9 protein-coding genes and 2 tRNA genes are annotated in these 13,474 nt (G+C 44.2%); 7 read left to right on the top strand and 4 right to left on the bottom strand.

Features of this window, described 5'->3' with window-relative positions; genetic code table 11:
- Window positions 1-10: 10 nt before the first annotated feature.
- Both traM and ED312_RS09950 read left to right on the top strand, forming a co-directional pair.
- Window positions 11-949 (top strand): conjugative transposon protein TraM, encoded by a 939-nt coding sequence (gene traM, locus ED312_RS09955; protein WP_123215862.1) that lies wholly within the window; start codon window positions 11-13, stop codon window positions 947-949.
- A complete protein-coding gene (locus ED312_RS09950; RefSeq protein WP_123215861.1) occupies window positions 946-1,746 on the top strand; it encodes a DUF4138 domain-containing protein in 801 nt (266 codons plus the stop codon). The genes traM and ED312_RS09950 overlap by 4 nt, the downstream gene beginning before the upstream one ends.
- A 262-nt stretch (window positions 1,747-2,008) precedes the next feature.
- On the opposite strand, the gene ED312_RS09945 is transcribed toward ED312_RS09950, so the two are convergent.
- The 4 genes from ED312_RS09945 to ED312_RS09930 form a co-directional block, all read right to left on the bottom strand.
- Window positions 2,009-3,283 carry a site-specific integrase gene (locus ED312_RS09945; protein ID WP_123215860.1) on the bottom strand — a complete coding sequence of 425 codons (1,275 nt, stop codon included), beginning with the start codon at window positions 3,281-3,283 and terminating at the stop codon, window positions 2,009-2,011.
- Window positions 3,284-3,531: 248 nt separating this feature from the next.
- Window positions 3,532-3,606, bottom strand: a tRNA-Pro gene (locus ED312_RS09940).
- Window positions 3,607-3,623: 17 nt separating this feature from the next.
- Window positions 3,624-3,707: transfer RNA gene (locus ED312_RS09935), tRNA-Ser, on the bottom strand.
- 138 nt (window positions 3,708-3,845) lie between these two features.
- A complete protein-coding gene (locus ED312_RS09930; protein WP_123215859.1) occupies window positions 3,846-5,870 on the bottom strand; it encodes an HD family phosphohydrolase in 2,025 nt (674 codons plus the stop codon).
- Between the two features lie 151 nt (window positions 5,871-6,021).
- Between ED312_RS09930 and ED312_RS09925 the strand changes: the two genes are divergently transcribed.
- The 5 genes from ED312_RS09925 to ED312_RS09905 all read left to right on the top strand — a co-directional run bounded on the left by ED312_RS09925 (window position 6,022) and on the right by ED312_RS09905 (window position 13,463).
- On the top strand, window positions 6,022-7,290 hold the full coding sequence (locus ED312_RS09925; protein ID WP_123215858.1) for an amidohydrolase: 1,269 nt from the start codon (window positions 6,022-6,024) through the stop codon (window positions 7,288-7,290).
- A 54-nt stretch (window positions 7,291-7,344) separates the two neighbouring features.
- A complete protein-coding gene (locus ED312_RS09920; protein WP_123215857.1) occupies window positions 7,345-8,913 on the top strand; it encodes an FMN-binding glutamate synthase family protein in 1,569 nt (522 codons plus the stop codon).
- 268 nt (window positions 8,914-9,181) lie between these two features.
- The gene (locus tag ED312_RS09915; protein WP_123215856.1) at window positions 9,182-11,557 is read left to right on the top strand and encodes a TonB-dependent receptor; all 2,376 of its coding nucleotides are present in this window, start codon (window positions 9,182-9,184) and stop codon (window positions 11,555-11,557) included.
- 5 nt (window positions 11,558-11,562) lie between these two features.
- Entirely contained in the window at window positions 11,563-12,384 is an 822-nt protein-coding gene (locus ED312_RS09910) for a DUF4249 domain-containing protein (protein ID WP_123215855.1), read from the top strand.
- A 131-nt stretch (window positions 12,385-12,515) separates the two neighbouring features.
- Entirely contained in the window at window positions 12,516-13,463 is a 948-nt protein-coding gene (locus tag ED312_RS09905; protein ID WP_123215854.1) for a phosphatase PAP2 family protein, read from the top strand.
- The last annotated feature ends 11 nt before the right edge of the window (window positions 13,464-13,474 follow it).

Raw genomic sequence — 13,474 nt, 5'->3', positions numbered from 1 at the left:
CAACATTAGGATGAAACTACAGAAAAACAAGCTCATAGCAGTACTGACCATAGTTGGAGTCGTCCTCTTCATCGTGGGATATTCCATACTGACCTTTAGAAAAAAAGAAGATCCAGAGGTCAAGGACAACCAGGTACCTGTTCCCAAACTGGGGGACGGCCAAAAGCAATATAAGAGTAAACTGGAGGCTTTGGATGCCCTGAAGGAGGAACGGGAGGTCAATGCCCCCAGTGTCTATGATGAACGCTTGCTGGACTCCACTGGAACCTACGACCCCGATCTTCCCGACAAGGAAAAGATGCGGATCATTGACAGCATTTATGCCCAGGGAAAGATCGACTACACCGAAAAGACCTATCGCCATGCTCCGTCTACATCCCGCACAGTACCAAAACCCATCCCAAAGGACACGGTCCAAAAAATAGTAAAGAATAAACAGAGGGAGATTGCTGCCAAGGAAATCGGACTGGAGCACCAACTCTTCTTTGCTTCCGATCCCAAGGAAAATCCATTGGCAACCAGCTTAAACACGGACAGCCAATTATCTGTCCGGGTGGATGGCACCCAGACGGTCAAACAACATTATCGCCTCCGGATGCGGTTAAACCACCCGGCAAAGATCGGTGGAAAAATGGTCCCAAGGAACACCCTCATTTATGGTTTTGTCAGCTTCAAGCCCAACCGGACCCTGATCACCATTGAACATATCGATAACCGGCCTATCACCTTTGGGGCCTATGACCTGGCCGATGGTAGTGAAGGCATCTATATCGAAAACAGTTTCCGTGAAGAAGTCCAAAGACAGGTGGTCGGCGATGTAGTGGACGATGTCAATGTCCCCGGTGTCCCACAGGTCAGTGGTATCAAACAACTATTTAGAAGGAATAACCGACAGGTCAAGGTGACCGTTTTGGACGACTATCAAATAATATTAAAACTAGAACCATGAGAACAGTACTTCTACTATTGGCCCTGATGTTTTGCAGGGCCCTATATGCCCAACAAAAGTTGGACACCCTATATGCCAATGACAAAAAGAACGTGGCCCTGTTCTTTCCCGGGGCCATCCGTCAGGCCGTTACCGGGGCTATACATTTTGTATTTACCTATAACCGGGAAAAGGAACAGTACTTTGGTTTGTTACAGGCGCAGCCCGGAGTGGAAAGTAATCTCCTGGTGGTCACGGATGATGGAAGTGTATTCTCCTATATCCTGAAATATGAAGAAAATCTGTCCAAACTGAACTATTTCATTCCGAAATCAGAGCGCATCGGAACTGAAATGCCAATCAAGGCCACTCCCGGACCTTCCAAAAAAGTGAAGGATAGCACTACCCTACGAATAGAATATTTTGAACGGTTTGCAGAACATCTTTTGAAATCAAAACCGAAACGACTCAAGTCCAGGAATAAAAAGGGTATCAAGCTCCAGTTGCAAGGATTCGTCTACAACGGACCGGAAACCTATCTGGTCATGGAACTTTCCAATACATCCGGCATTTCGTTTGATATCGATTTTTTAAAGGTGTACAGGGTCAGTGGGAACAAAAAGCGCAAGGCTTCATTTCAACAATTGGAAATGGAGCCGATCAATACCCATAAGATGCCATCCAGGATACGCAACAGCCAAACCTTTCGGTTTGTTTACGTCCTGCCCAAATTTGTGCTGGGGGATAAGGAAAAATTGCAATTAGAGTTACAGGAACGTAAGGGAAGCAGGAAAGTAATTTTAAAAGCAAAAAAATAATTCAACAAGTAACAAAGTCAGGGTTATTTTGCTTCATTCCTGTAACAAAGTCAGGGTTAAATTTTTCTCCATTTAAACCGATCCTGCCCATACAAAATCAAACTTTTAATCTTTATTTATTTTTCTTGAACATTTTTCGAAATTTATTACCACTCCGATACTATTAGATACTCTTTGTGTTTATTGTCTTTTACATCCAAGTGAAATGAATAATTTGCTTTAGCCTAACATTTCGATATCATGGAACGAGGTATATTTTGCATTATGAATCATACGTTCCACTTTCTTCATCCGCCTTCATAATTTCGATAATATGCCTTTTCTGCTTTTCTCTCAGTATTGCCATGTCCTCACTGACCTTACGCTCGATCACCCGGGCATAAATTTGGGTCGTGGCAATCTTACTGTGCCCCAAAAGCTTGGAAACCGTTTCAATGGGAACCCCGTTGGAAAGGGTCACCGTGGTGGCAAAGGTATGCCGGGCCACATGGAAGGTGAGTTTCTTGGTAATACCGCAGAGGTCCGCAATCTCCTTTAAATAGGAGTTGAGTTTTTGGTTCGATATTTTAGGGAACAGTGTTCCGTTTGCCCTGGACTTGGGGTGGTCCTTATAGTTTTCAATGATCTCAAGGGCCACGGGCAAAATGGGAATACGGATGGGCTTGGCCGTCTTTTCCCTCTGATAGACGATCCATTGCTCCCCATCTATTCCCAAATGGATGTTGCCCTTGCTCAGATTGATCACGTCGATATAACTCAAACTGGTGTAGCAACTGAACACGAACAAATCCTTTACCTGCTGTAGCCTCGGCATGTCAAATTCCCTCTTCTCAATTTCGGCCAGCTCTTCCCTGTTCAAAAAGTCCCTTTCCTTTTTGATGAATTTGGGCTTAAAATAAGCAAAGGGATCCCGGTCGAGCCAACCCAGCTTGATGGCCAGCCCGATCAATTTCCTGAAGCGCTCGATGTGCTTCATCACCGTATTGTTCCCCATGGGCTTTTGGTGGTCCGTCGGCTTATGGTTCCGGAGGAACCTTTCAAACTTGATGATGAAGTCATAGTCCAGTTCCTTGAGGTACATATCTGTAGTCTTGTACCGGGCCTTTAAAAACTTGGTAAGGTACTTTTGCGTGGTAAAATAATTCTTCTGGGTACCCCATTTCAACTGGTCAACCATATCCTCACCGTGGTAAGCGACAATATCGGATAGGGTACGGCTCTTCTCATCCTCTCCCAGGTACCTTGCCTTGACACTCTTTGCGGTGATGAGTTTACCATCCATTTTCAGGTCTCGGTAGCATTGGAAGATGTAGTTATATGTCTCATCCAGATAGCTGTTGAGCATCCTGGCCTTTTGGCTGTTCCCAAGGGCCCGGTTCTTATGGGGATCCCAAATGGCGAGATCGACCTTGCGGTTCAGGCTGATGGAGGCCCGTTTGCCATTAACGGTGATCCTTACATAAATAGTCGCTTTGTTTTCTTTTGCCCTGGGGATGTTAGCCCAGAACATGATACTGAATGTCGAAGAAGTCTTCATTACTTTCGTCTTTAGGTTACACATGAGTTCCCGGACGAAAGTCAAATCCCTTTAAAGTTACGTTCTTTACCGCGTCTGCCCAAATAATTTTAACAAATCGGTCAACACAAATGTTAAAATTATTTTGTTATCCGAATTGTTGACGCTAATTCCCGATTTATTTGATTTCAAAAAAAATCAAATAAAATGAAAAACCCTGAAAATCATACGATTAACAGGGTTTTGAATTCATCTGATATGTTAAAAAGTCGGGGTGGCAGGATTCGAACCTGCGACCTCCTGGTCCCAAACCAGGCGCGATGACCGGGCTACGCTACACCCCGAAACACTAAAAAAGAAGCGGAGAGACAGGGATTCGAACCCTGGCGACAGTTTCCCGCCGACAGATTAGCAATCTGCTCCATTACCACTCTGGCACCTCTCCGTTATCTTTATCAGAACGTGCAATTCTTAAATTGCGGATGCAAATGTAGTGGTTCACCTCATAGAACGCAACTATTTTTGGCACTTTTTTATTTTAGTTTTGCAAAAATTTGATACCGGTTTCAAAATCAAGTCCCTACTATTCCGGATATTCTACTCTCAAATGATAAATATTGGTCAATTTCTGCTTCAACACCTTTTTTACACTTTCTATCTCCTTAAAAGTAATATTGGCATTGAGGAACTGCCCTCCTTCTATCTGTTTGCTGATAATTTTCTCCACAAAGTCATTAATGGCCCCGTAATTCGGGTTTTTAAGACTTTTGGATGCAGCTTCTACAGCATCCGACATCATTACTATGGCCGTTTCTTTGGAAAAAGGAATAGGTCCGGGATAGCGATAATCTTCTATATTGGCATCAGGATCATTTTCAAGTTGCTTTTTATAGAAATAATATACCGTTGATGTACCGTGATGGGTACGGATAAAATCGATGATCCGGTCCGGCAGATTGTTTTTCCTTGCTATTTCTATACCATCCAGTACATGGTTAATGATGATCCTTGCACTCTCTTCCGGGCTGATCTCATCGTGAGGGTTAACACCCGTGGTCTGGTTTTCGGTAAAGTAAATGGCGTTGTTCATTTTGCCGATATCATGGTACATGGCCCCTACCCTTACAAGCATGGCATTCGCCCCTACTTCATTTGCCGCCGCTTCCGCCAGGTTAGCAACCTGAAGGGAATGATGAAAAGTTCCCGGAGCTTTATCGGACAGTTCCTTCAGAAGCCTGGAATTCGTGTCCGACAACTCCAGAAGGGATACATCAGAAACCAGCCCGAATAGCTTTTCATAGATATAGATCAAAGGTTGTGCAAACAGGGTTGCAAGCCCGTTCAGTACGAAAAGTCCGAAATTAAGCCATAGTATATTATCCAGGTTTCCCTCGTGTATTACCGTAAAGGCAAAATAGGTAATCATATACACCAGCGTGATCTGCCCGACGGACACGAAAAGGTTCGCCCTCCTGTAGAGCTCGGAAACCGTAAGTATGGTAACCATCCCCGCAATGATTTGCAGAAATATATATTCGAAACTATTGGGTACTATAAAACCGAGAAGTAACACCGTAAGCACGTGTACGAACAACCCGAGCCTGGGATCAAAAAAGGCCTTCAGTATAATGGGAAGGATACACAGCGGTACCATATACACATAAGCCCCGTCATATTTAACCGCAATTGTGGTGACAAACACCATAACAATGATGTTGACAAAAATAAACGTTACTTTGGTGTTGTCCTGTAATATCTGGGGACGGTACTTTCGCAAAAAAAGGAACAGCATAATAAAGGTTAGCGTCACCAGAATGATATAGCCGAAAAGTATCCAGTAATAATTGGTCCCTTTCCATAAATGCGACTCATATTCCCGTTTCAGCGAATGCAGGATCTCATACTTTTCACCTTCTACCACTTCACCGTTAAGAATAATGCGCTTTCCCCTTTCCACAGTCCCCTTAGTCGTATAAATATTGTCGAGTTCTTCTTTCAGGGCCTTATCCGACAGTTCTTTGTTCTGGCTTACATTAGGTTGTACAATACTCTCGAACAAAAGGTAAAAGTCTTTCTGAAATGCAGAAAGTTTTCGCTGCTCCAGGTAATGAAAGAGTGCTTTTTCCAGGTCTTTCATCCGGATGAGTTTGTCCTTGGCCAGTGTACTTACCTCGTTCCCTTTTACCAGGTTTATAAACCTGCTGTCCGGCAGGGGTTCGTCATCTGCGATCACACCATCCGTATAGATTCTGGTCAGGAATTCCTGTCCGGCCCTTTCGAGGTTTTTGTTCTGAAAAACTTTTGGATATTCCGTTTTATAATTGCTGATTACCGTCGAAATCATATTGGCATTATACGAGTAGTACGGAACAAAACCGGCCTTTACCGCTGCTTTTTCCTCCTCGATTTCCTTTTCGGTTTTCAATATCGGAAAATCAAACGGGGCATACAGGTTTTCGTATTGCCACGGTTTCCCCTTCTGAAATTCATATTTGAACTTCCCGGCTTTGGGAAACAGGTAAACAACCAATGCCGTAGCGCAGATAAAAAGAAAAGTTTTGTAAATCAGCGATTGGTTGCGGTATATATTATGAAGGGCATCTTTCATCAACAGGGATATTTATTTCAAATTTACACAAAAAAGTGTCACTGCAAATTTTACAGGGCCGCTTCACCCAAATCTCCGGGAACAGGTATTTTATTCATAGTAAAATTCATATCTTTAAACTTCTTATACAATACAACTAACTCTGATAATTATGAAAAAAAATTACATCGCCCTATTGTTGTGCTGTAGCTGCTTCACAGGCTTTGCACAGCAAGATCTGGAAAAGGACATTGCCGGTGTGGAACCGAAAGTCATTGAATGGCGAAGGCATTTCCATCAAAATCCGGAACTTTCCAACAGGGAATTCAATACCTCCGAAAAAATTGCGGAACACCTGAAAGGACTAGGCATAGAAGTACAGACCGGGATTGCCAAAACCGGAGTTGTCGGTATCCTCAAAGGGAAAAAACCCGGTAAGGTCATCGCCTTGCGTGCCGATATCGACGCCCTGCCTGTCACCGAACGGGTGGATGTCCCTTTTAAATCCACCGTACAGACTGAATATCTGGGCAAGGAAACAGGCGTAATGCATGCCTGCGGACACGATACCCATATCGCCATAATGATGGGTGTTGCCGAAGTCTTGTCGAAGAATAATAATTTTGCAGGAACCGTAAAATTCATTTTTCAGCCTGCGGAAGAAGGTCCGCCACCGGGCGAAGAAGGAGGTGCTGATCTTATGATACGCGAAGGAGTCCTGAAAAACCCGGATGTGGAAGCCATTTTCGGTCTTCATATAAGCTCTATGACCGACGTGGGGCAAATTACATATAAACCCGGTGGTACTATGGCTGCCGCACAGGAATTTGAAATCCATGTAAAGGGGGAACAATCCCACGGCTCCGCGCCATGGACAGGGGTAGATCCGGTATTCGTGTCCGCCAAGATTATAGACGGACTGCAGTCCATTATAAGCCGTGAAATGGAATTGACTAACGAAGCTGCCGTAATCACCGTAGGAAAAATAACGAGCGGCGTGCGGCATAATATCATCCCCGAAACGGCGGAAATGCTCGGTACGATCCGTACCCTGGACTACGATATGCAAAAACTGCTGAACCGCAGAATGGAAGAAATGGTAACTACCATTGCCAAAGCATATAAAGCGGAAGCTACGATCAAAATCGCCAAGGGGCTCCCCATTACCTATAATGATCCGGACCTTACGGCAAAAACCCTCCCTTCACTTCAAAAAGCGGCAGGTAAAGAAAATGTTATACTTACCAAAGCCGTAACAGGTGCGGAAGATTTTTCATTTTTCCAGGAAAAAATCCCGGGATTTTATTTCTTTCTCGGGGGAAAACCCAAAGACAAGGCCCCGACACAGCATCATACCCCCGATTTTTATATAGATGAAAGCGGAATGATACTGGGGGTTAAGGCCTTTACACAAATTGTTTTTGATTATTTAGGACAATAAATATAATAGTCCGGTTTGCCTGATAAGACAAACCGGCCATTGAACTTTTCTGTTATGTACACATTATTACTGTTTATCGGGAATATTCCCTGGTGGGGATGGGCTCTCATTTTTCTGGCTCTGGTAGCCTTACGCGATATTTTTGTTCAAAGATCGCATACCATCAGTCATAACTTTCCTGTTATAGGTCATTTGCGTTACTTTCTGGAAAGTATAGGACCGGAACTCCGCCAGTACCTCGTAGCCAATAACCGTGAAGAACTTCCTTTTAACCGGACGGAAAGGGGCTGGATATACGCTTCGGCAAAAAAGGAGAACAATTATGAAGGTTTCGGAACAGACCAGGACATTTACTCGCATCAGTATATTTTTATCAACAATGCCATGCTCCCTTTCAAGTTGCCGCAGGGGCATCCGAACACTACGGACAAGCATTTTCTTCCCTGTGCCAAGGTCATGGGGGCTTACCGAAAGAGGAGAAGACCTTTCCGCCCAGGTTCCGTTATCAACATATCAGCCATGAGTTTCGGTTCATTGTCTGCAAAGGCAGTAGAATCAATGAACCTTGGCGCAAAAAAGGCAGGGGCCTATCACAACACCGGTGAAGGCGGGCTTTCTCCCTATCATTCCATGGGTGCCGATGTAGTGTTCCAGGTAGGTACGGGATATTTCGGCGTCCGCGATAAGGAAGGGAACTTTTCCATGAAGAAACTGAAAAAACTCGTAGAGGAAAATCCGTTCGTCCGTGCTATAGAAATTAAGCTCTCCCAGGGAGCCAAACCCGGAAAGGGCGGAGTACTCCCGGCAAAAAAGATTACCCGTGAAATAGCCGGTATACGCCATGTAGATATGGGGAAAGACGTGCTTTCCCCCGCAAACCATACCGCTTTTTCTTCTGTAAAGGAACTGATAGACCTTGTTGAGGAAATTGCGGAAGAAACCGGACTTCCCGTAGGGATCAAAGCTGCCGTAGGTAAACTCGACCAATGGCATGAGCTCGCCTCGCTTATGAAAGAAAGCGGAAAAGGACCGGATTTTATTACCATAGACGGTGGCGAAGGAGGCACAGGCGCAGCTCCGCCAAGTTTTGCCGATCATGTTTCCCTGCCCTGGGTTTACGGTTTCAGCGATGTTTATCGTATCTTCAAGGAACTGGATATTGCAGATCGCCTTGTTTTTGTAGCCAGCGGGAAACTCGGATTCCCGGCCAAAGCCGCCATGGCATTTGCCATGGGAGCAGATTGTATTAATGTTGCCCGCGAAGCCATGATGAGTATTGGCTGCATACAGTCCCAGGCCTGTCATACCAACCGTTGCCCCAGTGGAATAGCCACGCAGAACAAGTGGCTGCAAAGTGGTATAAATATCCCTCTCAAATCGGACAGGTTACAACAGTATTTCAATACCTTCCGCAAAGAATTCCTTGAGGTAACCCATGCCTGTGGTTACGAGCACCCCTGTCAGTTTACCATGTATGATGTGGATATAAGTGTGGGAGACCGCAATCTTACCCAAACCCTTGCCGCTACTTATAAATACAATAAAGTTAAAGTTCCTTTTGAAAGCATGGAAAAACTAAAAGAATGTCCCCATCTCGGGGGTAAAAGCAGGGACAATGCCTGATATCTTTCTATAAAACCCCGGCTTTTCCTTAAGGCCGGGGAATCTCCCGTATCTTATTTCCAACCCATATTTTTTTACCGGATTTCTCCAGTCTTTCAATTTGTACTATTTTTAAAATAAAGAAATATCCGTATTAATAGTAAATAAATGATTACAAAAATGAAATAAGACTGAAAATCCTTCAATGCTGTTTTTTTATACTTGTTAAAATTCTTTTATACAATATTTTTAAGGTAAGATAGTTTTATATTTATCAAAAAAGCCCCCAATGACGCTAATAAAGAAAAGTATATTTTTTGCTTTATCCCTATTATGCTATATTTCCTTTGCCCAGCAAAAATATACCCTCAGTGGTACAGTTACCGACAAAAGAAGCAACGAAAGTCTGATCGGCGTGAATATTGTTGTAGCACAATCCGGCATAGGAGTGTCTACCAATGAATACGGATTTTATTCCCTTACCCTTCCCGAAGGGAAGCATACCGTACAAATAAGCTACCTCGGTTTTTACACGATCTCCCGGGAAATAGACCTGCACTCGGATATACGGCTCAATTTTCAGTTAAGCGAAAGCTCTCAGCAACTGGACGAAGTCGTGGTTACCGAAAATTCCGGACTGGAGAACATCAGTTCACCGCAAATGAGCGTAAATGAATTATCTATCAATACCATTAAGAAAATGCCCGTTGTCCTCGGAGAGACTGACATTCTGAAATCCATCCTGTTGCTTCCCGGTGTGACCAATGCCGGTGAAGCTGCTTCAGGTTTTAATGTAAGAGGAGGAGCAGCAGATCAGAACCTTATTCTCCTCGATGAAGCGACCATTTTTAATTCTTCTCACCTTTACGGTTTTTTTTCCGTATTTAATCCGGACGCCATCAAAGACATCAAATTGTATAAGGGTGGTATTCCCTCCCGCTACGGGGGAAGGGTTTCTTCGGTACTGGATATTTTCCAGAAAGACGGAAACAGCAGGAGTTTTCATATGAACGGGGGTATCGGGGTGCTTTCCAGCAGGTTACTCGCCGAAGGCCCGATAGTTAAGGACAAGGGATCTTTTCTGGTGGCCGGACGTAGTTCATATGCCCATCTCTTCTTAAAGTTTACGGACAATGATAATGCAGCATATTTTTACGATCTGAACACCAAGATCAGCTATCGTTTCAACGACAATAACAGTATTTTTATTTCCGGATATTTCGGAAGGGATGTTATAAGTATTCGAAACAGTTTTAAAAACACCTATGGTAATTCCATCATTAATTTCCGGTGGAACCATATTTTTTCAGATAAAATATTCTCCAACCTCTCCCTGATCTACAGTGACTATTACTATGGCCTCAGGCTGGATTTCGTGCAGTTTAACTGGGACTCGGGGATACAGAACTACAATATTAAATACGATTTTAAGCACTACCTTAATCAGGACCTTAAACTTTATTACGGCGTTAACGGGGCCTACTATAAGTTTAACCCCGGAGAAGTCACTCCCACTGCCGAGAATTCCGGGGCCAATTACAGGAAGCTGGATGACAAGTATGCACTGGAAACTGCAATATACCTGGATGTGGAACATTCTGTTTCAGAAAGGTTCAACCTCCAATACGGTCTCCGGTTGAGTAGTTTTTACCGGCTGGGACAAACCAATATGAACCTCTACGAGAATGGTAATCCGGTTATTTATAACGAAAACTACGGAATTTATGAAAAGGCAAAACCGATAGGCACGGAAACCAAATCGAGAAAGGAACTCATAAAAACTTTCACCTACCCCGAACCCCGGGCTTCATTGTCGTATAAACTAAACAACAACACCTCCCTGAAAGCCAGTTACAACCGGATGGCCCAATACCTGCACCTTATTTCCAATACCAGCTCCCCCACTCCCCTGGACGTATGGGCCCCGAGCGGGAAGTACATAGAGCCCCAGTTACTGGACCAGTATGCACTGGGCTATTTTCACGATTTCAAAGACGGTAATTACTCCCTGGAAACAGAAGGTTTCTACAAGACCATTCAAAACCGCATCGATTATATCGACGGGGCCGATCTTATTGCCAACAACGCTATAGAACAGGTTATCCTGAACGGGGAAGCCCGTGCATACGGACTGGAATTCCTGCTCAGGAAAAAGAAAGGAAGGCTACAGGGCTGGTTGTCCTATACCCTCTCCCGTTCCGAACAAAGGACCCCTGCCCGTACACCACAGGAAACCGGGATAAACCGGGGAGAATGGTATAACACCCCCTACAACAAAACACACGATGTATCGCTTACCGGTTCCTACACCTTCAACCCCAAACTTACGCTGGGGCTTAATTTTATAGCACAGTCAGGTCAGCCTGTCACCTACCCCGACGGCTATTACGAATACCAGGGAGTGCATTTTCCCAGCTACAGCGGAAGAAATGACGAGACCCTTCCGTCATATCACCGCCTGGACCTGTCCCTTACCTATACCCCTAAACCGGAAAAAGAAAAAGGCTGGCAAAGCGAGTGGGTCTTTGGTATTTACAACCTGTATAACCGAAGGAATGCGGCCTCCATTACGTTCAGACAGGACAGGGAAACAGCCCGGAATGAAGCAGTAAGGCTGTCCATCTTCGGTATTGTTCCTTCTATTTCCTATAACTTCAAATTTTAATCAAGATGAGAGCAGCCATACAACGAACACTACTTTTTACACTGGCGGTAGCGCTGACAGGTTGTGAAGATACGGTTCATGTAGATGTCCCGGAGGCCACTCCGCGCCTTGTAGTAGAAGCCTCTATAAATCTACCCAAAGAAGGACTGCCGGAAGGACAGGAAATAATACTTACCACTTCTGCCCCTTATTATAATAATGAAGTACCCGCAGCAACGGGGGCATCCGTAGAGATCACAGACAGTGAAGGGACCGTATATACATTTATCGAAGACGGCGATTCCGGAATATATAAAAATGCAGAACTCGTACCGGAACCCGACCAGTCCTATACTCTTGATATTATCTATAACAACGAGCATTACAGGGCGACAGAAACTATGAAATCCGTAGTGGAAATTGAAGATATTGTTCAAACCAAAGGCGGAGGATTCAGCGGGGATGATTATGATGTTAAGGCTTATTTTACCGACCCGGGTGATGAAGAGAATTATTACTTATTCGAATTTGTGCCAAATATCAATCTCATTCCTAACTTACAGGTTTACGAAGACGAGTTTGTCCAGGGAAACCGGATCTTTGCATATTATACGGATGAAGACCTGAAACAGGGAGACGAAATTACAATAAGAGTATACGGGACTACGGAACGATTTTACAATTTTATGAACATCCTGCTCGAACAAAGCTCCAGCCAGGGAAACCCATTCCAGACCCAGCCTGCAACGGTGCGGGGAAATTGTGTAAACCTTACGGACAAAGACAATTTTCCTTTCGGTTATTTTCGTTTGTCAGAAGTTCATGAAGTAGTTTACACATTACAATAAAGATTGCCGGGCAAAGCAGGTAATTTTTATTCACAGGTATGGACATTGGTATTTATTTAATCATATTATAATCACTAATAAATTTATGTAAATCTCACAAAATTAAATCTCAACCCCAAAACCTACTACTTATGTTAACTCCCAAAAGTTGTTGCGTGATCTTGTTATTGGTTGCATCATTACCTGCTTTTTCACAGGTTAAAGATTCGGCCCGCACAGAGGAAGGACGTTTCCAGACATCGGTGAACGTACTTAAGAACAGTGTCCTTAGTATCCCCGGTGATTTCAGGGAGATCGGGCACCTTACCTCGGAAAACTGGAAAAAGACAGCCACTTATGTCGGTGGTATAGCCGGTTTAATCATGGTAGACAAATACACTACACAATTCTACCAGGACCATGTCGAGGACAATATCAACTATTCTTTGCCACGTATCTCATCCAGGAACAGCAACTTTCCTTTATTCCGGGGTAATGATCCTTATATTGCTTATTCTCTGCTCGGGATATATGGCGGTTCTGTAATTGCCAATAGTGAAAAAGGGCAAACCGCAGCGGTAAACTCTTTCAAGGCATTGGCATACTCCTATGTAATTTCTCATCTCCTGTTGAAAACTGTTTTCGGAAGGCAGCGCCCGGACCCGTCCCTTAGCGATGGCGTTCCTCCCGAGAGCCCGTTTACCTCCAATCCGCTGGACTTCGGAAATTTCCACGGGATTTCTTTTGATGCCGATGCGGACGGGACAGCTTTTCCTTCCCTCCATGCAACCGCATATTTTGCCGTGGCCAAGGTTCTGGCCATGGAGTTTAACAACTACTGGATACCGTATACCCTGGTAAGCGTCGTATTTTTTGCCGACATTAAAAGCCACAGGCACTGGGTAGCCGATATGGTAGCCGGGGGCCTTATAGGGACACTCATAGGAAAGGCCATAGTAAACAGTTCGCGGAAATTAAAAGCGAAGCAGAAAAAGGAATCCGAAACCGGACAGGCATTTTTACAGGAAAAACCTACGCTCCGGCTTATCCCGCAAATATCCGGCAGAATGGTGGGGCTACATTGTGTAGTAACCTTTTGAAGACCTTAAAT

Source organism: Sinomicrobium pectinilyticum (assembly GCF_003725735.1).
GTDB lineage: Bacteria > Bacteroidota > Bacteroidia > Flavobacteriales > Flavobacteriaceae > Sinomicrobium > Sinomicrobium pectinilyticum.
Note: the sequence above shows the minus strand (reverse complement) of the source record. Positions and strands in the feature narration are given on the sequence as shown.